Source organism: Acinetobacter sp. YH01003 (assembly GCF_013420525.1).
GTDB classification, from domain to species: domain Bacteria; phylum Pseudomonadota; class Gammaproteobacteria; order Pseudomonadales; family Moraxellaceae; genus Acinetobacter; species Acinetobacter towneri.
In genome coordinates, this window is sequence record NZ_VOXY01000019.1 from 15531 (window position 1) to 36743 (window position 21213).

The window sequence follows — 21213 nt, forward strand, 5'->3', positions numbered from 1 at the left end:
ATATTTGCGCTTTTTTCTCAATGATCAAAGATGCCTAATTTTGCCTGCTTATCGGTTTTTGAAACTTGCTCAATCGTGCTTTTAAATTTAAAAATATTGATAAAAATAAACAACTTCAGGTTTTATCTTAGGCTTTATCAACCTTGCAAAAGCTGATTCGGTCATGGCTACACACAGCTTATTTTCAATCTCTTAGCGCGAAATCACCTGTTGATAATGAGCCAATCCATACTATTTATGGCGTATTTTGCTGTAGAGAAAGTGCATCCTCAGCTTGCTGCAACTGCTGTTTACGTTTTAGCAAGGTCTGTCCTGTACAGGCTTTATAGGCACGCGCCAAAGCCGATTGGTCTGAATAACCCAACAACTGTGCAATATCGCTTAGGCTCACATTTTGTTGTAGTAAGTTTTCACAGCGCTGCATCCGTTCTATTTCAAGAATCTGTTTAAAACCCGTACCTTCCTGTTTAAGCTGACGCTGTAACGTACGCCCTGAACGAAATAAACGCTGCGCCACCCATTCAATGCTCGGCACTTGCTGTTCATAACGTAAATAATGCGCCACCTGCTCTTGGACTTGCTGCTGCACGGTTTCTAATTGTGGTTTTAACGCAATCGCATCTTCAGCTTGTTTGGTGAGTAAATGAATTAAAGAGGGATCGGCTTGCTGTGGTTTTAAACTGAGGCTTTCTAAATTTAAAACAATTTGATATTCCGCTTGCTTAAATAAAACCTTACAACCATAAAACTTTTCATAATGCAGCATCGCCATACGCGGTGCATGGGCAAAATGAATCTCCCGTATCGGAGAGTGTTGAAAATCAAAAATTTGCATGGCCAATTGAGTCATACAAGCAAAAGTCATTTCATGAACCAAGCTGTATTTTTCATCCACCAATGGCCATGATAAATATAAAGCATCTGATTGTTGTTCCAGTCGCATTGGTACGGCTGCCGTACCATCCACCACCAAGCGACTAAAACGCATCATATATTGAATGGCTTCTGCAACACTGTTACTACGCGATGCCATATAGCCAAGCACGCCAAAATGTTCAGGCTGAATATAACGTGCCAATTCAAAAACGAGCGTTGGACAATCTAAAAACTGAATACTGTGTTGGATGATCTCGTTAAAAAACTGATAGGACGATTGGGTATCCATGGGCAATGCCAACACATGCTGTAACTGCTGCAATTGTGCAGGCGAAAATCCAAGCTGCTCAGGAACTCTGCCCTGTGCAGATAAATAGCGTAACCAAAGTTGATAATAACCATTCGGAATTTGAATTTCGCTCATGTGCTTGCTCATTTTGACATGCATCATTTTCTTTTGTCGCTTAATGTATAAAAACTGGCAAATACTGTCAAAACAAATCTGCCAAAGCCCGACATAATGCAAACAGGATTGACCAGAGTGAAATAAAATAAAATGAATGCACTTGTCCAATATCATGCTGCGCCCATAGTACGCAGCAATCTCGATTTTAAATTAGCCGATGTGCCGCGTTACTGGTTTGCAGGTGACCCGTTTTTAACCCGCATGTTTGATGCTTTGAGCCTGACTTTTCCTGATGGCGAGCGTTATTTCATTCAATCGGTACGTTTGTTCCGTGATCAAATTCAAGACCCTGACTTAAAACAGCGTGTTGCCGATTTTATTCGACAAGAAGCTCAGCACGGCATTGCACACGACAAAATGAATCAGGTCATGAAAGATCAAGGCATGCCTGTAGATCAGTTTATTCAGCGTCTAAACAAAGTGTTTAAGTTTGAACTGAAATATCGCTCGCCCCAATACAACATCGCCATGACAGCAGCTGCGGAACATTTAACCGCACTTATGGCAGAAACTTTTTATGGCGAAAAAGACACGCTGCAAGATGCACATCCTTATGTCCGTGCTTTATTTGCATGGCATGCGATTGAAGAAATGGAACATCGTGATGTGGCGTTTGATGTGATGCAACAGGTGGGCAATGTGCCTGAAGTGACTCGAAAAATGGCGTTGGTGCTGACCACAGGTTTAATGTTCGGATTTACCCTGTACCGCGCCAATGTCATGCTGAGATGCGATGGGTTTAATCGTACCCAGCGCCTTAAAATGAATGTACGTGGCTTGCAATGGCTGTTTGGCAAACAAGGGAAATTACGCAAAATGCAATCACAATATCGTGATTGGTTTAAACCTGACTTTCACCCTAGCCAACATCCAATCATCGCGCAATATGATGTCTGGCTTGAGACTTTGGCGCAAACAGGCGACCCAATTCAGGCAGGTGAAGCATTTTGGCAGGCAGGAAAATAAAGCTTTTGGTTTTGCTTGGCTTTTAACCAATGAACACCTAAGCATTGCTTAGCTTTATACAAACTTGCCTCTAATATCTTTATATAAAGTAAGGCATAAGGCAATGCTGAGTCATATCTTATTATTTCTTATTTATGAGTGACCAACACAGTTTAAGCGTAAGAGATCGCTGTTACTGTTACAGCTCCATCTCCTACGCAGAAAAAGGTTTTAGTCCTGATTCATAATAAAAAAGTATTGGCGATAATATTTCAGCTCAGCAATCGAATCACGAATATCATCCATCGCCAAATGCGACGCATTCTTTTTCAAACCGCTCATAATTTCTGGACGCCAGCGCTTTGCCAACTCTTTCACTGATGAAACATCCAAATTACGATAATGGAAGTACTGTTCCAATTCAGGCATTAAACGGTGTAAAAAACGGCGGTCTTGGCAAATTGAGTTGCCACACATTGGCGATGTTTTAGGATTGACCCATTTTTTTAGAAACTCAATGGTTTGCTGCTCTGCATCCTGCGCAGTGAGTTTGCTGCGACGCACACGCTCAATTAAGCCCGATTGTCCATGCTGACGTGTATTCCACTCATCCATGGCATTTAAAATACGATCAGGTTGATGCACAGCCAGCACAGGACCTTCTGCCAAAATATTTAAATGATCATCGGTCACAATGGTAGCCACTTCAATAATTTGGTCGTTATCGGTATCTAAACCTGTCATTTCCAAATCAATCCAAATGAGGCGAGTATCAGGCGTGCTGCTCATAAATGTGCAATCTTATTCGGCTTAAAAACAGCATAGTAGCAAATTTCTTGCTTCTTGGCTGTAACTGTGCCCCCGCTTCATGCTATTTTTGCCATCCTGAGTTCATGGTTTTTTTAGGATATGAATGGCTTTAATTCGTAAGCGTCGATTGACTGAACAACAGCAACGTCGAATTGAAAAACAACACAAGTCACGTCAGGCAGACATTGACACTTCACATGATTTAGAAGGCTTGGTGGTACAACACTATGGTCGTCAATTAGAAGTTCAGGCTTTATCTGTTCCTGAAATTCATCCTGAAAAACCGGTGGTGCACGCAGGTGAGCCAGAACCATTTTGGAAACCTATTGAAATGGGAAGTATTTGGCGCTGTCACACTCGTACCAATTTAGAATTATTGGTGACGGGAGATCGGGTCAAATGGCAGGCCGACCCAAATACAGGTTTAGGAATTATTACCGCGATTCATCCACGCCAATCTTTATTGACCCGACCTGATCGTTATCACAAAGTTAAACCTGTTGCCGCCAATATCAGTTTGATTGTGATTGTTTTTGCGCCTTTGCCTGAACCTGCACCGGGCTTGATTGACCGCTATTTGGTTGCTTGTGCCGATGCCGATATTCCCGCCTTATTGGTTTTAAACAAATCTGATTTACTCAAAGAAAACGACCCGATTTTAGACTTGCTCAAGGAATATCAAGACTTGGGGTATGAAGTCATGCAAACCCAATCCGATGCGAATTTAGAGCATTTAGCGGCACGTTTAGCAGGTGAAACGGTAGCTTTTGTCGGGCAATCGGGCGTGGGTAAAAGCTCGCTGATTAATGCCATCGTGCCCGAAGCGGCGCAAAAGACCAATATCATTTCGGAAAACTCGGCACTTGGACAGCACACCACAACCTCTACTCGTTTAATTGGCTTTGGAGATGGTGCTGCCTTAATTGACTCACCGGGGATTCGTGAATTTGGTTTGTGGCACTTGAGCCAAGATAAAATTCAAAATGGTTTTCCTGAAATTGAAAACCTGTTGGGTCATTGCCAATTCCGCAACTGTACCCATAAACATGAAAAGCAATGTGCGCTGCGACTGGCTGCTGCAGAAGGCGAAATTTTATCGCGTCGTTTAGACAGTTATTTAAGACTGTGTGATGAAATTGCCGAAGCGCAACAAAAAAATTAATTTTATTGTGGCGCTGCCCTTGAAGCGGTGTTTTTGATCGCCATATTTATACGCTATACTCTTGAACAATTTTGACATTGTAATTAGGTGACTTGTGGAACGTTGGTTCGAATTTATGGGGAATCATCCCTTCTTATTTGGGACGCTGGCTGTATTGGTAGTGTTGTTCTTTGTGTTAGAAGGTCAACGCAATGGTCGCAAAATTTCCCCACAATCTTTGGGTATTTTAGTCAAAGCTAAAAATGCCATGTTGATTGATTTACGTGATGCCAAAGATTTCCGTGAAGGTCATATCAGTGGTAGCCGCAATATTCCCTATAGCCAAATTACCAAGCATGTTGAAGAGTTAAAAACCTCAGATCGCCCATTGGTCTTTATCTGTAACTTGGGTCAGGTTGCAGGCAGTGCTTTACAACAGGTCGCACATACCGATGCCTATCGTTTAGATGGCGGTATTAGCAACTGGAAAGCACAAGGTTTACCTTTAGTAAAAAGCAAATAGTTTTACCCAATATTTTTCGCAAGGAGAACAATCATGGCTGAAGTCACTATTTATTCAACGACTGTATGTCCATACTGCATTCGTGCAAAACAACTCCTTGAGCGTAAAGGCGTTGCCTATAAAGAAATTAATTTGTCGAATGAAGCGCCTGAAGTACGTGTTGAATTAATGCAACGCACCAATCATCGTACCGTTCCACAAATTTTCATCAATGACCAGTTTATTGGCGGCTTTGACCAATTATATGCGTTAGATCGCGAAGGCAAGCTCGATCAATTATTGGCATAAACATAACACGATAACCAACTCTTAAGGATTTAACATGAGTGAAGAACAACAAGCTCAACCACAATTGGCATTAGAGCGTATTTATACCAAAGACATTTCTTTTGAAGTTCCTGGGGCACAAGTATTTACCAAAGAATGGCAGCCTGAATTGAACATCAACCTGTCATCTTCTGCAGAAAAAATTGATCCAACCCACTTTGAAGTAGCATTAAAAGTTGTGGTTCAAGCCAACAACGCGGGCGATACTGCATTTATTGTTGATGTTACCCAAGCTGGTATTTTCCTGATTGATGGCGTTGAAGAAGAGCGTTTACCGTACATTCTTGGCGCATACTGCCCGAACATTTTGTTCCCATTCTTGCGTGAAGCAGTGAATGATATGGTTACCAAAGGCAGCTTCCCACAATTATTGTTAACGCCAATCAACTTCGATGCCGAGTTTGAAGCCAATATGCAACGTGCTCAAGCCGCTGCAGCTGAAGGTCAAGCTTAATTCGCGATTGGATATAAAAAAACCGCTGAAATTTCAGCGGTTTTTTATGTCATCCGTTTGCTGATGGACGATCAAAATTAAAAATCATCATCCTGAGATGGATCTCGATACAAGGCATCATGAATCGCTTCGACCAATTGCTGCGCAATTTCCTGTTTCGAGGCTTTTTCCAAATCGCGTTTTTCCATACGGTAGCTTTCGGCAAAAAATACCGTCATGGCATTTTCATCGGAAGCAAAACCAATATCGGCACGGGAAACGTCATTGCAGGCAATCATATCCAGTTTTTTCGCCACCAACTTGCCTGCTGCATACTCTTCTACATTGCGGGTTTCTGCAGCAAAGCCAACCATAAACGGACGTTTTTCCTGTTGCGCAATGGTCGCAACAATATCAGGGTTTTTGACCAACGCCACATTCAGCTCATCGCCTAATTTTTTAATTTTGTGTTCCGCAATTTCTGCCACGCGGTAATCTGCCACCGCGGCTGTAGCGATGAAAATATCACAGCCTTGTTCAAGCATCTGCAAACTGGTATCTAGCATTTGAATTGCAGAAGACACATTAATTCGCTGTACCCCATTTGGCGTATCTAAACTAACTGGGCCTGCAATAAGCGTGACTTTTGCCCCTGCTGCATAACAGGCTGCAGCCAAAGAAAAACCCATTTTGCCTGTACTATGGTTAGAAATATAACGCACAGGGTCTAAAGCTTCGCGGGTTGGGCCTGCTGTAATGGTGACATTTTTGCCTGCCAACATGCCAAATTTTTCCACCAAAGCACGCTGTGCCTGATGAAAATACTGCGTCACCTGATGCGCCAAATCTTCAGGTTCTGGCATACGCCCTAAACCAACATCTCCACAGGCTTGTTCGCCCGCATCGGGCATAATTACATGCACGCCATCTTCCACCAAAGTGGTTAAGTTACGCTGTGTGGCTTTGGCTGCCCACATTTGCTGATTCATGGCAGGTGCAACCCAAACTGGTGCAGTGGTGGCTAAATATAAAGTACTGAGCAAATCATCGGCCAGACCTGCAGCAAATTTGGCTAAGGTGTCGCAACTGGCGGGCGCAACCAAAATTAAATCGGCCCACCGTGCCAATTCAATATGCCCCATGCCTGCTTCGGCTTCGGTATCTAATAATTCGGTATGTACAGGATTGCCCGACAATGCTTGAAAGGTCAGCGGTGTAATAAAAGCTTGTGCCCCTCTGGTCATGACCACGCGAACACTAAACCCTGCATCCTTTAAACGACGCACTAAAATCGCACTTTTATAGGCCGCAATGCCGCCTGTCACAGCTAAAATAATGTTTTTATGAGGGAGTACGCTTAAATCGAAGCTCACAAATAAGCCACCTTTTTGTTGCAGTGGGGCTCACAATAGCATTAAATAATGTCATTCCCAAGAGATCTGTTGGGATTTAAGTTTCAAATTTAGAATAACAAAGTCAAATAACAATGCATTTATCTATTAAACATTGGCCTGAACAAGAACGGCCACGTGAACGTCTCATTCAAAATGGTGCTGCCAGTTTATCTGATGCCGAACTATTGGCTATTTTTTTGCGCTCAGGCTCACAGCAACATTCTGCGGTGGAGTTGGCACGATTGCTAATTCAGCATTTTGGCAATCTCACTACTTTACTCGATGCACCCATTGCCGAGTTGTGTCAATTTCACGGCATGGGTAACAGTAAATATTCACAGCTCATGGCAGTTAAAGAACTTGGACGGCGCTATGTAGCCGAACATTTAAAACAAGATGCACTTGAGCTTAGCAATTCCAAACGCTTGATGGAGTATCTGCGTTTTGAACTTTTGGGCGAAACCCAAGAAGTGTTTGCGGTGCTTTGCCTTGATGCCTGTTTACGCAAAATCAGCTTTAAAAAATTATTTTATGGTGCATTAAATTCGTGTGAAATTTCCATTAATCAATTGCTACGTTTTGCGATTAGTCAACATGCCACAGCGATTGTGATTGCACACAATCATCCTTTCGGCTTACCACAACCTTCACCTGCAGATTTAGTCCTGACGCAGCAGATTCAGCAAGCCTGTCAGTTGCTAGAGCTGCGTTTGATCGATCACTGTATCATCTCAAGTGAAGGTAATTTTTCCTTTGCCGAACAACAACTGCTTAAATTTGAGCACACTTAAAATTTGCATATTGACAAAGCCTGCACAAGCACAGAAGATCATCAAAAAATTGTGATGATTCTAATAAAATGATAGTCGATCAACCCAGTGTATTTAACTTACTGTTTTCTTGGCGGGGCACGATTTTACCGAAGGTCTTACCGCCTTTGGGCTTGGTGATGTTGATCTCCACCATTATTGGCGGTTTGTCTTATATTGGTTATTTTCATTTTCCAGAATTGCCTTTGGTTGGCTTTACTTTAATTGGGGTGGTGCTGTCGATTTTTTTGGGCTTTAAAAACTCTGCCTGTTATGACCGTTGGTGGGAGGCACGTAAACTTTGGGGCATGCTGATTGCCAACGCGCGCCACTTTGACCGCGACTGCCGTATACTTAGTCAAGCACGACGTGAACGCGTCATTCAGCACGTCATTGTATTTGCCAATGTCTTGCGCGACCGCCTGCGTCATCAAACTGCCAATCCAACCGAGTTAATTCAAACCAGTGGCATGAGTCAGCAAGCAATTACCCAACTGTATCAACAAGCCAATGCGCCGCAATACACGCTCAGTTTGATTCAATGGGAGTTAATGCAAGCACTTAAAGAGGGCGAAATTTCCGATATTATTTACACACAAATGAATCAACACGTCACAGAGCTGAGTTTGGTACTCACGGGTTGTGACCGTATTGCTACCACACCGCTCCCTTTTGCGTATTCAGTCCTACTTAACCGAACAGTGTACTTTTTCTGTTTTATGTTGCCCTTTAGTTTAGGGTCTACACTCGGATTGGCGACTCCGCTTTTGGTCGGTATTTTGGCTTATACTTTTTTAGGTCTGGATGCGCTCAGTTCTGAAATTGAAGAACCTTTTGGCACGCAAAGCAATGACTTACCTTTAGATGCCATGGTAAGAACCATTGAAATTGAATTATTGGGTACGTTGGGTAAACCAACGCCACCACCAATTCAGGCACAGGACAATAATTTGCTTTAGACCCTCTTCCCAACCTTCTCCCAGAGGGAGAAGGAGTTTTTATCCTTTCTAAATTTTAATAATGGATATCACATCTGCTTATATGAGAAGGTTGGGATGAGGGAGTTACTCAACAAAACTCTCCCAAATCCCAATTTGACCATCTTTCACCCGCGGAATATTGCCCAATTTAATCCACGGCATATTTTCACCATGAAAATCGCTGCCGACAGATACTTTTAGACCATGTTCAGCAATCATGCGATCCACCATTTGACGGGTCGATGCAGGGTCAATATTAGGCGGCAATTCCACTGCATCACCCCCATATTTGGCAAAAATTTCAATCAAATAACGAATATTGGTCGCAGATAAATCATAACGGGTTGGATGCGCCAACACGGCAAAACCCTGACTGTCATGAATTACCCGAATCGTATCTTCCAAACTCAAGCCATCAAATTTCACATAAGCCTTTTTGCCTTCTTTGATGTATTTATCAAATGCTTGCTGCACACGCGTTACAATGCCTTTTTCTTGTAAGGTTTTGGCAATGTGCGTACGGGTAATCCGATCTGCTACGCCTTCGACTTTAAGAAGTACATCATTATAAATATCTTGTCCAATCAGCGGAGTGAGTAAATCACAAATTTGTTTGGCACGTTCTGCACGAATTTGTTTTTGCTGTTCCAGCAGCGCCTGTAAAGGTGCAGGATTTTGCATGTTTAGCGCCACCACATGCACGCTATAGCTTTTTTTAGTGGCAGGACGTGACCATTGACTGGAAATTTCCACTCCCGAAATAATCTTTAAATCTTGCCCCTGAGCCGCTTGCTCTGCCAAAGCCAGCCCATCCATTGTGTCATGATCAGTCAATGCCAAGGTATGAATGCCCTGCTGAATTGCCGCAGACACCAATTCTGCAGGTGACAAAGTTCCATCAGAAATATTACTGTGTGTATGTAAATCTACGCCGTGCATCACTTATACTATGTCATTTATTTGATCAGATTTAGATACTCTAACATGAAAGCACTTTTAGACTTTGTGCCCCTCATTATTTTCTTTTATTTATACAAAACTGTAGATCCAAAAGATACTAATCATCAATTACTACAACTCATCGGCTCTGCAGGCGGTGTCGATAATAACCATATTTTGGTGGCCACCACAGGTCTGATCATCTCGATGTTAGTGGTGTACGGCGCATTGTTCATCATGCAAAAATTCCGTTTAGATAAACAACAGTGGATTGTGCTGTTTATGACCGTAATTTTTGGTGGCGTTACCTTAATGTTAAGCGATGACTTTTATATTCGCCTGAAAGCTGCCATTTTAAACATTGTATTTGCAGGTGCTTTTTTGCTATCACCATGGTTCAGCAAAGACCGTAAACCACTGATTCAACGCTTATTTGGGCCTGTGTTCAACTTGACCGAAGCTGGCTGGAAAAACCTGAATTATACTTGGGCAGCCATGTTTGCAGTCATGTCTTTCCTACACGTATTTTTTGCATTTTTATTTATGGACGGAAAATATTGGGGCGAATTCACTGCTTTTGGTGACATGATTGTGATGTTTTCCTTTATCATTGTGCAGTTTATTGTATTGCGCAAATACTTTAAAACATCTGAATAATTTCTGATCTGCGATATTCGAGAGTAACTATGCCTTTATTTGTTCTGAGTTGTACTGACCGTGAAGGTACACTGGAAAAACGTCTTGCGACCCGTCCTGCACATCTTGCACGTTTGCAACAACTCGATGCCGAAGGTCGCTTAATTGTGGCGGGGGCAATGCCAAAAGACCCAAGCAATCCACAAGCAGGCTTTTATGGCAGCACCATGATTGTCGATTTTGACAGTCGTGAAGCACTCGATGCTTGGCTACAAGATGAACCTTTCTTAAAAGAAGGCGTATATAGCCACATTGACGTTAAGCCATTCAATAAAGCATTCCCTCAAGGATAAGCGCTATGCGTTTCGTTGTTGCCAGTGTTGTTGCTGTTCTGCTCAGTTCACCTGTATATGCAGTTGAGCCAGCCACAACCACACCTACTGCACCTGCTCCTGCTGCTGTGACCAACACGGCAGCTGTAGCAACAGCCAATGGGGTTACTCCTGCACAAGATAAGCCCCTGACTGCAGAACAAATTGCCAAAAATAAAGCCCTTCAGGAAGCTAAAACCAAAGCCTTGATTAAAGATCAGAGCACACGTTTGCAACAACTTGAACAGGCAAACCTCGATGCTTTGGCACAGAATCAGGAACTGCAACTTAAAAACGATAATTTAGGCGTGCAAGTTCAAGTACTGCAAAGTGAACGCAGTGCGCAAATGTTTTTATACGGTGCTGCAACACTCGCGGTTGGCGTATTGCTCGGCTTCTTAATTGCTAGCTATGTCTATACCAAACGTCGCCGCCAATGGTAAGGTGAGCATTCACCTCTTGATTTAAGGTACTCTGGTTTTGTTTCAGCCTATTCAAACTGCCGAGCTGGATTGGCAACTGGTCGATGGTATTGATGTGCCCATTTCCAAACAATTTGGCGATGTGTATTTCTCTAAAGACAACGGTTTATTAGAAACACGGCATGTGTTTTTACAGGGCAATGACTTACCCATCCGTTTAGCAGCGCTGAATGATTTTGAATATTTTTGTGTAGGCGAAACAGGCTTTGGTACAGGCTTAAATATTTTAGCGCTCTGGCAATTATGGCAACAGGTACGTCCCAATAATCGCAGCCATTTACACGCAATTTCTGTCGAAAAATTTCCACTTTGCAAAGCCGATCTTATACGTGCCTTAACGGCTTGGCCCGAACTCAGTCATCTGTCTGAACAGCTGATTCAGCAATACCCTGCCGCTATTGCAGGCTGTCATCGTTTAAACTTTCCAGATGAACGCTTTAGCCTAGATTTATGGCTAGGCGATGCTCAGGAAGTTTTTCCTGTCATTGCTAAAACTGCTCCTGTCAATGCGTGGTTTTTAGATGGCTTTGCACCCGCCTGTAACCCCGAGATGTGGCAGGAAACCGTGCTCAACCCGATTGTAGCACTGTCCGATTATGGCACGACTTTTGCCTCATTTAGTGTGGCAGGCGTACTCAAACGTGGCTTAAAACAACACGGTATTCACATCACCCGCCCACGCGGTTTTGGGCATAAACGGGAAATGCTGAAAGCCATCTGGCAAGCGCCTGAAATAGAGCCAATATCCGATCAGAACGAAACTCAAATTACAACAAATACCACAACAAGCAACCAACAGCGCCATATTGCGATCATAGGCGCAGGAATTGCGGGTTTAAGCTGTGCGTGGGCATTTTCCCAACGAGGGCATCAAGTCACGCTCTATGACCAAACAGCGCCACTTGCAGGCGGTTCTGGCAATCCTTTGGCACTCTTAAACCCAAAACTTTGCCCAATTCATCAAAGTGCTGATCATTTAATGACTTTGGCATGGCAACATGCTTTAAATCACTATGCCGCATTCAAAGCATTTCGTCCGTTGCAGATTCATCAACTGGCACTTAAACATGCCGATGAATTGCTGGATTTAGCCACACAATACCCAAAAGGTATTTTAGCAGCACAGAGTGCAACCGAACTTACGCCACAAAGCGACTTTGCCAGTTTAAGCTTATTGCAAGCAGGAGCAGTTTATCCACATCAACTGCGTGATGAAATTCTTGCGCATCCGCACATTCAGTTTCAGCAAGCTCAAATTAAACAAATCACCACGACAGCACAGCAGCTGATCTTACACAGCGTAGATGCTGAACTCGGAACGTTTGATCATGTTATCGTCTGTGCTGCGCTGCAAAGCGGTGCTTTTTTTGAACATTACCCTGTGCTTAAACCCATACGAGGGCAAGTCAGTTGGTTAAATAATACCGATCAGGCTTTGCCATTATCACAAGCCTATAGCTATGGCGGCTATTGCATGCAGCTTAATGCCGATCAACTGATTTTAGGTGCTTCGTTTTATCCAAATCGAGAAGATTGTGACGTCTTGGCAGAAGACCATGTGCATAACTACGAACTTATCCACAATGTCTTTCCTGCGTATGCGGAAAACTTAGCGCCTATAGATACCTGGCAAGGTCGTGCTTCGCTACGCGCCCAAAGTCAGGACTATTTTCCCCTACTTGGCAAAATGCGTGATGATCAGGAAATTTACAGCTTTGCAGGACTTGGTTCCAAAGGCTTTTTATTTGCTCCGTTGTGCAGTGAGATACTGGCAGCACAAGTTTTAGCGGAAGCCTGCCCTGTACCTAAAAATTTACTACAAAAACTGGCAGCTACACGCTTTCAGAAAAAGGTGAAAACCAAGAAGCCTTATTTTAAAGCTCCTCCACCTTCAAGCTAACGCTCGCTTAGAGAAAATAGAAATAAAACGATACCCAACAAAAAAGCGCCTTACGGCGCTTTCTTCATATTGATGATACTTAGTGACCTTGTTCCAAAGGCATGCCTGCGTCGCGCGCAGCACGTGTACCACCCATTAAAACCACATATTCACGTGAGCTGTCCAAACCTTCTAGTTTTTCCGCTGCACGTGGGGCTTTACTTCCGCCACCACATAAAATGTAAATGGGTTGATCCGCCGACACCTGAGTAAGACTCTCTGCTGATAGATCGTTAATTGGCTGATTCACAGCACCTTTAACATGAGCTTCTGCATAAGCACTTGCATCACGTACATCCCAGATAATCGCGTCAGCTGGGAACTCAAATGTTGTAATTTCTTGTTTACGGATCATTGCGCACTCCTTTGATGTAAAACAACACTTGGCAAATGAAGAAAACATCCCTAGCATCTCAGATATTGTTTCCATTTGCAAAGGTCTTCATTATGCCTTCTTTCGATATTGTTTCTGAATTAGAACTTTTTGAAGTGAATCATGCGGTTCAAAACACACAAAAAGAAATCGGTACTCGTTTCGATTTTCGTGGTCAGGATGTTTCTATCGACCTCAATGAAAAAAACAAAGAGATTAAAATCTCCACTGAAAGTGATTTCCAATGTGAGCAAGTGTATACCATGCTCGAAAATCACTTCTATAAGCGTAAAGTCGACATTCAGGCGCTTGACCCACAAAAAATGACCGCATCAGGTAAAAATGTGATTCAAGTGATCAAACTTAAAGATGGTCTTGACTCAGATACCGCAAAAAAAATTAACAAAGCCATTAAAGACAGTGGCATTAAAGTGCAATCTTCTATTCAGGGTGACAAAATTCGTGTGACCGACAAGAAACGCGACACATTGCAACAAGTAATGGCGTTCTTGAAAGAGCAACAATTTGGTCTGCCACTGCAATTTAACAACTTTAAAGATTAATTTGGGGATGTCATGACACCAACCAATCGCTTAAACAAACTGGTCAAAGCAACATCAAAATTGCCGAAAGGCATTCAAAGCCGCCTTTTGAGTCAAGCCTTTGGTCGTGTCGTGCCGATGGTGGGCACTGCGAAAATTCGCTATCAAGAAGTAACCCCATCGCAAGTGGTGGTCAGTCTTGCCAATCATAAAGCCATGCAAAACCATATTGGACAGGTACATGCCTGTGCTATGGCGCTGTTGGCTGAAACTGCCACAGGTTTTGTAACTGCCATGAATGTGCCTGATAGTGCCATTATGCTGATTAAAAGCCTGAAAGTGGACTTTAAACGTCCAACTCAAGGTGCAATGACAGCCATTGCCACACTCAGCCCAGAACAGCAACAACTCATGCACAGCACCGACAAAGGCGAAACACTGGTCAATGTCAGTGTGATTGATGAATCAGGCGAAGCCCCGATTCAGTGTGAAATGTTGTGGGCATGGGTGTCAAAATCACATTTAAAGCAGAAATAAGCCTAATACTTGTTTCTTCTCCAATAAAAAAATCCCAGCTACTGTGCTGGGATTTTTTCATTACGATGTTTGATTAGCTTGATAATTATGATGCTTGACTAGCCTGAGCTTCTAAAAACTTCTGTTTGGCTTCTTCAGGAATCTGACGTTTTGAGCCTTTGACATCAACCGCAACAAAGGTAAATACCCCTTCGGTAACACGCACAGCTTCACGTGAATCATCATGGCTGTCCCACACTTCAATTTGCATTTGAATTGAAGTATTGCCCACTTTCAAAATTTTGGTGTAGCAACTGATCACATCGCCCACTTTTACAGGCACCAAAAAAGTCATTTGGTTAATGGAAATCGTGGCACAACGTCCTTTACTAAAACGCTCGGCATGAATCGCACCAGCCAAATCCATCTGTGAAACGATCCAGCCTCCAAAGACATCTCCACTCCAGTTGGTATCTGCTGGCATGGCAATTGTTTGTAGGGAAAGCACTCCCTCTGGTTTTGCATGAGAATCTGACACGTTCACTCCGGACATTTGCAATAAATTAGCACCAACAGTGCATTAAGACTGAGCGTTGAGTTGCTGATCCAACCACTGTTGTAATTCAGTCGCTCGTAGCGCGCCGCTTATTCTAGCAATTTCATTGCTTTTATTCATCAATACCAGTGTTGGAATACTGCGCACATGAAACGCGCTGCTTAAACGTGAATTGGCCTCGGTATCAATTTTGGCAAACACCACCTGCGGATTTTGCTTGGCAACTGTTGCAAAATGTGGTGCCATCATTTTGCAAGGGCCACACCAGTCCGCCCAAAGATCAATCAGAATAGGTAAATCGCTATTTTGGATAAAATTACTGAAATTTTGCTCATTCAATTCAATGGGTGCAAGCGGAATCAGCGCTTGATGACACTGCCCACATGCAGGATTGGCAGATAATTTATCTTCAGGTACACGGTTTTTTGCACCACATCCAGGGCATACAATAATCATTTACTGAACTCCAAACAGTTGCTGTAAAAACTCTAATTGGGTCTGAATGGCTTTTTTAAACCATTCACCATGATAAATATCAAAATGTTGCATATCCCACTCTTCATATTGCACATAAGGCGCAATATTGGTGGCCGTTTCACGGCTCGATTCAATTGGAATCAGGCTGTCACGCTGTGCAGCAATAAATAACACAGGGATGTTGATTTGCCGCACTTCTTGAATGGGGCGATAACGAATCAAATTAAAAAACACCCGTGCAGGAATTTCCCCACTCCAGTAATGGTCGGGGTTCACAATTGACATATAACCTGCATAACTGTCTGCAGTCGGTAAAAAACATAGTTCTTTTTGCGCCACCACTGCAAGCGTTTTGGGTGACATCCCCACCTTTGCTCCCATATAGTCCTGACTGGAAATTTTTAGGGCTTTCGGAAGTTGCTGCAAGGGATACAATTTGGCACTTTCCGCACCATCTACAAAAGGCACTTGTACCATGACCGCGGCAATATTGTGTAAGCGTGAGGCCAAACTCAGCACATATCCGCCACTCAGTGAAGTTCCCCACAGAATCATACGTTTGGCATCAATCGACTTACGTTCCGCAATATGTGAAATCATGCTGCGCCAGTCATCTAACTGCGCCTCTATGGATACCAACTCACGTGGACGCCCCGTACTCCCGCCCCAATAGCGATAATCGAATAGCACCACGGCATAGCCTGCCTGAGCAAAATATTGTGCGTATTGCACCAATTTAAAATGACGCAAGGCCGCCAGACCATGCGCCATCAGAATTACCGCGGGTTTTTCTATAGATTTAGGGCGATAAAAGTCTGCAGCAATCACCTCGTGATCACTTTTGACATATAAAGGCTCGACCGTATAGGAATGCATAAGCGCTCCATTGCGTTATTTTATCGTTATCGTCGTTATAAATATTTCAGAACATTCTGCTCTTGAATCTGCTTAATGCTATCATAAAGCATATTGTCATGAATAAAATGATGGAGTATTCCCATGTCTGAACAAGTCGGTTTTGCGGGTCAAATTGGTCCTGAGCATGTAACTCAGGTACTTGAGAAAGGCTTTAAGTCAATTATTAATAACCGCCCAGATATGGAAGGTGGTGCCGAGCAACCAACCAGTGCGCAAATTGAAGAAGCTGCACGTGCAGCAGGCTTAGATTATGTCTTTCAACCTGTGGTGTCTGGTCAAATTACTGAAGTCGATGTGCGTACTTTTGCCAATCACTATAACGAATTGCCAAAACCTATCCTGATGTTCTGTCGTACTGGAAACCGCTCAAACAACTTATTTCAGTTAGCTAAACAAATGGATTTGTTGGATGACTAAACACATCCTCAAACATGTGTTTTGCTGTATTCTGATCTGCAGCAGTATCTCGTTGAGTTACGTAAACAATACACAGATGCTAACAAATAAAGTCAGCGTTGCAGGTCAGATGAATACTGCTAAATTTTCACAGTTGATGCGACAAGGTTTTAAATTGGTGATTGTGAACCGTCCTGATCAAGAGATAGGCAATGTGGTCAAGGTCAGCGAATTACGCAATATTGCTGAAAATCCCAGATTAGTGTGATTTATCAACCTGTCAACAGCGGTAAAATTTCTCAAACAGATATTCTTGAATTTGCCAAATATTATAATGAGCTTCCAAAACCCATTCTGATGATTTGTCGTAGTGGCTCTCGTTCTAGTGCGTTATTTCATCAGGCAAAATTTCAAGGTTTGTTGCATGAATAAAGTTTTATTGGTGGTGATATGTGTCTTGGCTCTGAGTGCTTGTAGTTCTATGCAAGTGCGCCCGACGGTGGGTGTGAGTGTGGGGACTTCTATTTAAATCTCTCAATAAAAAACAGCGCCGAAGCGCTGTTTTTTTTAAATATAATTTCTATTGATAATCTACATAAATCGTGGATACTTTACCATCTGGTGAAGAAACAGAAACTTTCAACGTATCTCCTACCGCACATTCTTTTAGACGATAGCCATAGTAACTTTGATTACTATTTTTGAAAGTGCTTGGTGTCAAAAGATCAAAGACATTTGCGACAGGTGAACTTCCTGTTGCTAACTCTACAGTACAAGATAAATTATTGGCTTTTGTATTATCCTCAGGAGTAACACTTATTGTGGTACCTGTTGGCATAGGCACACTTTGAGCGCTATTTCCATACATATTAAAAGACAATAAACTTCCACTTGCCTTTACATTAGTAAAGGTTGGTGTATTTTCAGCAAATGCAAATAATAATTGCTGACGGATGACCGTATCTAAATTATCGTCACATGTGTCTGCGATATTCGGCTGTCTAATTGTAGATGGAGCACAGGTCGCTTTGTTTCCTAATACCGCACGATTATAAAGAAATTCACCAATACCATAATCTTTGTTATATTGATTATCCTCGTTATCGTCACGGAAAAAGCTACCAATATTACTAAGAAGTCGATCTACGCCTTTAGTATAAAGATTATCGCCATCTAAATCTGTAAAGGTTTTATCACCCTCAACATAAGCCAATACAGTCACACGATTATCTAAAGGACGAGGTTCTTGTGTTGTTAGAGTGACAGAACACTCTCCTTGAACTGTTGAGCAATTAGGTTGAACCTTCCCACCCTCCGAAACAAAGCTAATTACTGTACCATCTGGAACAGGGTTCCGTGTACGATCAACCATTCTCGCTGTAATAGTTGCAGTATCACCATCAATTACATTCTGTAATGAATTTTTAGATACCGATAAACTTAATCCATCTTGAGTTACTCGCCCAATGGATACAGATACATTTTTAGATACAGTCGAAACATTTTTGTCTGAAACTAAAGTTGCTCTTATCTCCACAGGTCCAGGTTTATCTCCAGGATAAAGATTCACAATCACTTTACCATTCGAATCACTTTTTATAGTTTTGTTATTTTGATTACCAAATGATACGAACGATAAATCTTCTGGTGCTTGTACTTTCTCAATCAAAACATCTTGATCTGCTACAGGTACACCATTTGCATACAAAGTAAATTCAATTTGACCAGATGATGCTGAACCACTTTTTCTAATCCCCAAATTAACTTGATTAGATGTATATACTAATGAGTTAGCTTCAAGTGCCTTAATATTGACATCAACTTCAACTTCTGGGATGTTTAAACCTTTTGCTGAAATTTTATGCGTCCCTGTACACAACTTTCCATCTATACCAATTGCTTTGTATGATGTCGTAACATTTCCTTGATTTGATGAAACAACTGTAGCTGGTTCAAATTTACCACAAGTTGCAGTGAACTCAACGTTGACATTATTTTGATTAACTTTCGTCTTTGCATCTTGCGTTTTTAATGTGATATTTGTTGAACCACCAGACTCTAATTGAGTACTAGCTGCCATCAAATCGACTAAAATAATATTGGTTGCTTGAAGTGAGAAATTAAGTGCTTGTGATGACGCTTGGGCACCATCAAAATCTGCAACTGCAGAAATTTGATAGGCACCATTAGTATTTAAATTTTCAGGTTTAACAGAAATACTCGCTTCACCACTAGTATTGGTTAAAACAGCACCATTGGAACTACCTAAAACAACACCACCAGTCACTGTAAATGTAACCAATGCACCACTAATTCCTTTACCTGACTGATCTGTTACTTTGACTTTAGCGATCACACCCTCTGCTGCGATTGCTTGAGTTAAGCTACCATTGCGATCAATCAACTCAATAGAACTAATATTAACAGATTTTACTTCTTCACCTGTACTAGGATTCAGAGCATTACCTGTAGTAGAACCTTTCGTATTATAATAACCATCACTTCCACCGCCACCACAGCTAGCCAATAAAACTGCTAAAGCCACAGCCGAAAATTTCAAACTAATTTCTTTCTTTTTCATTGAGTTAATCCCCAAATCCCTCTAAAACTATGAGTTGATCAAACATATAATTAATATTGTCAGATATGTAACCACAGTTACTGCTTTATGTAAATAAAAGCATGATAAATGTTTTGCTCGTGTTAGCCTGAATTTATTTATTACCTGAAGTAGCTCACAAATGTACGACCTCATTATTATTGGTGCAGGCACCGCAGGCATTAGCGCCTATAAAGAAGCGATTAAATACACCCAAAACCTAATCATCATCAATCACGGTCCATGGGACACCACCTGTGCCCGCGTTGGTTGTATGCCCAGCAAAGTTCTCATCTCTAGTGCCAATCGCATGCACGACATACAACATGCACAAGAAGTTGCACTCACGGTAGATGCAAAAATTGATACATTCCAAATCATGACGCACGTACGCCAATTACGTGATCGTTTTACCCGTGCCACACAAAAAGATGTAGATCGTTGGGAAGCATCCCATAAAGTTTCGGGCTTTGCGACTTTTATAGATGCCCATACAATTCAAGTGAATGGACAGCAATATCGGGCAAAAGCTTTTATTATTGCAGTCGGTTCTACTCCTGCTTATGAGCAAGCATGGAAAGAAAAATTAGGCGAACGCTTAATCACATCAGATCAAATCTTTGAATTAGAGAACTTACCCCAATCTTTGGCCGTCATTGGCAGTGGTGTAATTGCAATCGAATTGGCTCAAGCTATGCAACGCTTAGGGGTAGATACCACTATTTTTGCCCGTAGTCGTAAAGTTGGTTCACTCCGCAGCCCAGAACTACAAACCATTGCACAAGATACACTCAGTCGAGAATTGAATATCAAATTTGAAACCTTGCCTACACAACTACAAAAAACAGAACAAGGCGTGAAAATTGAATATCAAGAAAATGGACAAATACAAAGCTTAACTGCCGATTATGTATTGGTTGCTACGGGTAGACGCAGCTATTTAGATCAGCTTCATCTTGAAAATATTGATACAAGTTTCAACAACATCAAACAACTCCCAATTGATCCTCATACCAAACAACTCGGACAGCATGCTATTTTTATTGTGGGTGATGCACACACGAATACTCCCATTCAACATGAAGCAGCACATGAAGGGCGTGCAGCCGTGCATAATTGTTTAAGCTTTCCAAACATTGAAAATATAAAAACATTAACACCCATGGGCATTGTGTTTAGCTCACCTGAAATGGCATCTGTAGGACAAAACTATAAACAACTGAAAGAGCAAAATATTGCATTTACGACAGGCTTTGTTTCTTATGAAAAACAAGGTCGCGCTTTGGTGCTGGGAAAAAATAAAGGTGCGATTGAAGTTTATATTAATAATAAAAGTCAAAAGTTATTAGGTGCTGAATTATTTGTGGATGCTGCTGAGCACATGGCGCACTTATTGGCTTGGATGATTGATGAAGAACTCACACTTGAGGATATTTTAGATAAACCGTTCTACCATCCAACACTAGAAGAGGGTTTAAGAACAGCACTTAAACATGCACGTCGACAACTACGTGAAATCTAATCAAATTTAGAAAGTATGCTTACTCTTTAAAACCATCCCCTGATGGTTTTATTTTGCCTTCACTTTTTATAGTTTTTAATATTTTCTTTTCTACATAAAAAAACACCCCCAACGTGAGTTGAGGGTGTTTAGAATAATGAGCTGGCGATGACTTACTCTCACATGGGTAACCCCACACTACCATCAGCGCGAAGAGGTTTCACTTCTGAGTTCGGGAAGGGATCAGGTGGTTCACTCTTGCTA

24 protein-coding genes, 1 rRNA gene and 1 pseudogene are annotated in these 21213 nt (G+C 42.0%); 16 read left to right on the top strand and 10 right to left on the bottom strand.

Annotated features, from left to right (window positions below):
• Positions 1–235 precede the first annotated feature (235 nt).
• On the bottom strand, positions 236–1300 hold the full coding sequence (locus tag FTT70_RS12080) for an AraC family transcriptional regulator (protein ID WP_180168652.1): 1065 nt from the start codon (positions 1298–1300) through the stop codon (positions 236–238).
• Positions 1301–1432: 132 nt separating this feature from the next.
• On the opposite strand from FTT70_RS12080, the gene FTT70_RS12085 reads away from it, so the two are divergent.
• A complete protein-coding gene (locus FTT70_RS12085) occupies positions 1433–2308 on the top strand; it encodes a metal-dependent hydrolase (protein ID WP_131261957.1) in 876 nt (291 codons plus the stop codon).
• 210 nt (positions 2309–2518) lie between these two features.
• On the opposite strand, the gene orn is transcribed toward FTT70_RS12085, so the two are convergent.
• Entirely contained in the window at positions 2519–3076 is a 558-nt protein-coding gene (gene orn / locus FTT70_RS12090) for an oligoribonuclease (RefSeq protein ID WP_004976254.1), read from the bottom strand.
• Between the two features lie 124 nt (positions 3077–3200).
• On the opposite strand from orn, the gene rsgA reads away from it, so the two are divergent.
• The 4 genes from rsgA to secB all read left to right on the top strand — a co-directional run bounded on the left by rsgA (position 3201) and on the right by secB (position 5542).
• On the top strand, positions 3201–4259 hold the full coding sequence (gene rsgA, locus FTT70_RS12095; protein ID WP_154321039.1) for a small ribosomal subunit biogenesis GTPase RsgA: 1059 nt from the start codon (positions 3201–3203) through the stop codon (positions 4257–4259).
• 94 nt (positions 4260–4353) lie between these two features.
• Complete coding sequence (locus tag FTT70_RS12100; protein ID WP_004976250.1) at positions 4354–4761, top strand: rhodanese-like domain-containing protein; 408 nt, start codon at positions 4354–4356, stop codon at positions 4759–4761.
• A 33-nt stretch (positions 4762–4794) separates the two neighbouring features.
• On the top strand, positions 4795–5049 hold the full coding sequence (gene grxC, locus FTT70_RS12105) for a glutaredoxin 3 (protein WP_004976247.1): 255 nt from the start codon (positions 4795–4797) through the stop codon (positions 5047–5049).
• Positions 5050–5083: 34 nt separating this feature from the next.
• A complete protein-coding gene (gene secB / locus FTT70_RS12110) occupies positions 5084–5542 on the top strand; it encodes a protein-export chaperone SecB (RefSeq protein ID WP_004976246.1) in 459 nt (152 codons plus the stop codon).
• 77 nt (positions 5543–5619) lie between these two features.
• Here the strand turns inward: secB and coaBC are convergent, their stop codons facing one another.
• Positions 5620–6894, bottom strand: coding sequence for a bifunctional phosphopantothenoylcysteine decarboxylase/phosphopantothenate--cysteine ligase CoaBC (coaBC, locus tag FTT70_RS12115; protein ID WP_167845783.1), 1275 nt, complete (start codon positions 6892–6894; stop codon positions 5620–5622).
• Between the two features lie 113 nt (positions 6895–7007).
• Here coaBC and radC point away from each other — a divergent pair, with 113 nt between their 5' ends.
• Both radC and FTT70_RS12125 read left to right on the top strand, forming a co-directional pair.
• Positions 7008–7706 carry a DNA repair protein RadC gene (gene radC / locus FTT70_RS12120; protein WP_154321040.1) on the top strand — a complete coding sequence of 233 codons (699 nt, stop codon included), beginning with the start codon at positions 7008–7010 and terminating at the stop codon, positions 7704–7706.
• Positions 7707–7774: 68 nt separating this feature from the next.
• Positions 7775–8683 (top strand): bestrophin family protein, encoded by a 909-nt coding sequence (locus FTT70_RS12125; RefSeq protein WP_154321041.1) that lies wholly within the window; start codon positions 7775–7777, stop codon positions 8681–8683.
• Between the two features lie 105 nt (positions 8684–8788).
• On the opposite strand, the gene FTT70_RS12130 is transcribed toward FTT70_RS12125, so the two are convergent.
• Positions 8789–9643 carry a PHP domain-containing protein gene (locus FTT70_RS12130; RefSeq protein WP_179991587.1) on the bottom strand — a complete coding sequence of 285 codons (855 nt, stop codon included), beginning with the start codon at positions 9641–9643 and terminating at the stop codon, positions 8789–8791.
• A 45-nt stretch (positions 9644–9688) separates the two neighbouring features.
• On the opposite strand from FTT70_RS12130, the gene FTT70_RS12135 reads away from it, so the two are divergent.
• Genes FTT70_RS12135 through mnmC form a run of 4 tightly spaced genes read left to right on the top strand, consistent with a single transcriptional unit; the run spans position 9689 to position 13032 of the window.
• Complete coding sequence (locus FTT70_RS12135) at positions 9689–10300, top strand: septation protein IspZ (protein WP_004976239.1); 612 nt, start codon at positions 9689–9691, stop codon at positions 10298–10300.
• Positions 10301–10329: 29 nt separating this feature from the next.
• Entirely contained in the window at positions 10330–10632 is a 303-nt protein-coding gene (locus FTT70_RS12140; RefSeq protein ID WP_004976238.1) for a YciI family protein, read from the top strand.
• Between the two features lie 5 nt (positions 10633–10637).
• Entirely contained in the window at positions 10638–11093 is a 456-nt protein-coding gene (locus FTT70_RS12145) for a hypothetical protein (RefSeq protein ID WP_004976237.1), read from the top strand.
• A 37-nt stretch (positions 11094–11130) separates the two neighbouring features.
• On the top strand, positions 11131–13032 hold the full coding sequence (gene mnmC / locus FTT70_RS12150; RefSeq protein WP_180168653.1) for an FAD-dependent 5-carboxymethylaminomethyl-2-thiouridine(34) oxidoreductase MnmC: 1902 nt from the start codon (positions 11131–11133) through the stop codon (positions 13030–13032).
• 79 nt (positions 13033–13111) lie between these two features.
• Here mnmC and FTT70_RS12155 read toward each other — a convergent pair whose 3' ends face one another.
• Positions 13112–13426, bottom strand: coding sequence for a rhodanese-like domain-containing protein (locus FTT70_RS12155; protein ID WP_004976235.1), 315 nt, complete (start codon positions 13424–13426; stop codon positions 13112–13114).
• 92 nt (positions 13427–13518) lie between these two features.
• Here FTT70_RS12155 and FTT70_RS12160 point away from each other — a divergent pair, with 92 nt between their 5' ends.
• Entirely contained in the window at positions 13519–14007 is a 489-nt protein-coding gene (locus tag FTT70_RS12160; protein WP_004976234.1) for a YajQ family cyclic di-GMP-binding protein, read from the top strand.
• Between the two features lie 12 nt (positions 14008–14019).
• Positions 14020–14523, top strand: a complete 504-nt coding sequence (locus tag FTT70_RS12165; RefSeq protein ID WP_180168654.1) for a DUF4442 domain-containing protein — start codon at positions 14020–14022, stop codon at positions 14521–14523.
• 85 nt (positions 14524–14608) lie between these two features.
• On the opposite strand, the gene FTT70_RS12170 is transcribed toward FTT70_RS12165, so the two are convergent.
• The 3 genes from FTT70_RS12170 to FTT70_RS12180 all read right to left on the bottom strand — a co-directional run bounded on the left by FTT70_RS12170 (position 14609) and on the right by FTT70_RS12180 (position 16411).
• Positions 14609–14986, bottom strand: coding sequence for an acyl-CoA thioesterase (locus tag FTT70_RS12170; RefSeq protein ID WP_228748483.1), 378 nt, complete (start codon positions 14984–14986; stop codon positions 14609–14611).
• Between the two features lie 96 nt (positions 14987–15082).
• Entirely contained in the window at positions 15083–15514 is a 432-nt protein-coding gene (trxC, locus tag FTT70_RS12175; RefSeq protein WP_180168655.1) for a thioredoxin TrxC, read from the bottom strand.
• Positions 15515–16411 carry an alpha/beta hydrolase gene (locus FTT70_RS12180; RefSeq protein ID WP_180168656.1) on the bottom strand — a complete coding sequence of 299 codons (897 nt, stop codon included), beginning with the start codon at positions 16409–16411 and terminating at the stop codon, positions 15515–15517.
• Between the two features lie 123 nt (positions 16412–16534).
• Between FTT70_RS12180 and FTT70_RS12185 the strand changes: the two genes are divergently transcribed.
• Together FTT70_RS12185 and FTT70_RS12190 are read left to right on the top strand one after the other, a co-directional pair.
• Positions 16535–16870 (top strand): TIGR01244 family sulfur transferase, encoded by a 336-nt coding sequence (locus tag FTT70_RS12185; RefSeq protein ID WP_154321046.1) that lies wholly within the window; start codon positions 16535–16537, stop codon positions 16868–16870.
• Positions 16871–16946: 76 nt separating this feature from the next.
• Positions 16947–17281: pseudogene (locus FTT70_RS12190) on the top strand (beta-lactamase hydrolase domain-containing protein).
• Between the two features lie 148 nt (positions 17282–17429).
• Here the strand turns inward: FTT70_RS12190 and FTT70_RS12195 are convergent.
• Complete coding sequence (locus FTT70_RS12195; protein ID WP_180062491.1) at positions 17430–19430, bottom strand: hypothetical protein; 2001 nt, start codon at positions 19428–19430, stop codon at positions 17430–17432.
• A 160-nt stretch (positions 19431–19590) separates the two neighbouring features.
• On the opposite strand from FTT70_RS12195, the gene FTT70_RS12200 reads away from it, so the two are divergent.
• Positions 19591–20970 (top strand): dihydrolipoyl dehydrogenase, encoded by a 1380-nt coding sequence (locus FTT70_RS12200; RefSeq protein WP_180168657.1) that lies wholly within the window; start codon positions 19591–19593, stop codon positions 20968–20970.
• A gap of 139 nt (positions 20971–21109) precedes the next feature.
• Here the strand turns inward: FTT70_RS12200 and rrf are convergent.
• Positions 21110–21213: ribosomal RNA gene (rrf, locus tag FTT70_RS12205) — 5S ribosomal RNA — on the bottom strand; the annotation flags it as partial.

Bases quoted from the DNA above. Each gene is read 5' to 3' on its own strand.
- FTT70_RS12080 (WP_180168652.1), bottom strand. From the start codon at position 1,300: ATGAGCGAAATTCAAATTCCGAATGGTTATTATCAACTTTGGTTACGC.
- FTT70_RS12085 (WP_131261957.1), top strand. From the start codon at position 1,433: ATGAATGCACTTGTCCAATATCATGCTGCGCCCATAGTACGCAGCAAT.
- orn (WP_004976254.1), bottom strand. From the start codon at position 3,076: ATGAGCAGCACGCCTGATACTCGCCTCATTTGGATTGATTTGGAAATG.
- rsgA (WP_154321039.1), top strand. From the start codon at position 3,201: ATGGCTTTAATTCGTAAGCGTCGATTGACTGAACAACAGCAACGTCGA.
- grxC (WP_004976247.1), top strand. From the start codon at position 4,795: ATGGCTGAAGTCACTATTTATTCAACGACTGTATGTCCATACTGCATT.
- secB (WP_004976246.1), top strand. From the start codon at position 5,084: ATGAGTGAAGAACAACAAGCTCAACCACAATTGGCATTAGAGCGTATT.
- radC (WP_154321040.1), top strand. From the start codon at position 7,008: ATGCATTTATCTATTAAACATTGGCCTGAACAAGAACGGCCACGTGAA.
- FTT70_RS12125 (WP_154321041.1), top strand. From the start codon at position 7,775: ATGATAGTCGATCAACCCAGTGTATTTAACTTACTGTTTTCTTGGCGG.
- FTT70_RS12130 (WP_179991587.1), bottom strand. From the start codon at position 9,643: ATGCACGGCGTAGATTTACATACACACAGTAATATTTCTGATGGAACT.
- FTT70_RS12135 (WP_004976239.1), top strand. From the start codon at position 9,689: ATGAAAGCACTTTTAGACTTTGTGCCCCTCATTATTTTCTTTTATTTA.
- FTT70_RS12140 (WP_004976238.1), top strand. From the start codon at position 10,330: ATGCCTTTATTTGTTCTGAGTTGTACTGACCGTGAAGGTACACTGGAA.
- FTT70_RS12145 (WP_004976237.1), top strand. From the start codon at position 10,638: ATGCGTTTCGTTGTTGCCAGTGTTGTTGCTGTTCTGCTCAGTTCACCT.
- FTT70_RS12155 (WP_004976235.1), bottom strand. From the start codon at position 13,426: ATGATCCGTAAACAAGAAATTACAACATTTGAGTTCCCAGCTGACGCG.
- FTT70_RS12160 (WP_004976234.1), top strand. From the start codon at position 13,519: ATGCCTTCTTTCGATATTGTTTCTGAATTAGAACTTTTTGAAGTGAAT.
- FTT70_RS12165 (WP_180168654.1), top strand. From the start codon at position 14,020: ATGACACCAACCAATCGCTTAAACAAACTGGTCAAAGCAACATCAAAA.
- FTT70_RS12170 (WP_228748483.1), bottom strand. From the start codon at position 14,986: ATGCCAGCAGATACCAACTGGAGTGGAGATGTCTTTGGAGGCTGGATC.
- trxC (WP_180168655.1), bottom strand. From the start codon at position 15,514: ATGATTATTGTATGCCCTGGATGTGGTGCAAAAAACCGTGTACCTGAA.
- FTT70_RS12180 (WP_180168656.1), bottom strand. From the start codon at position 16,411: ATGCATTCCTATACGGTCGAGCCTTTATATGTCAAAAGTGATCACGAG.
- FTT70_RS12185 (WP_154321046.1), top strand. From the start codon at position 16,535: ATGTCTGAACAAGTCGGTTTTGCGGGTCAAATTGGTCCTGAGCATGTA.
- FTT70_RS12195 (WP_180062491.1), bottom strand. From the start codon at position 19,430: ATGAAAAAGAAAGAAATTAGTTTGAAATTTTCGGCTGTGGCTTTAGCA.
- FTT70_RS12200 (WP_180168657.1), top strand. From the start codon at position 19,591: ATGTACGACCTCATTATTATTGGTGCAGGCACCGCAGGCATTAGCGCC.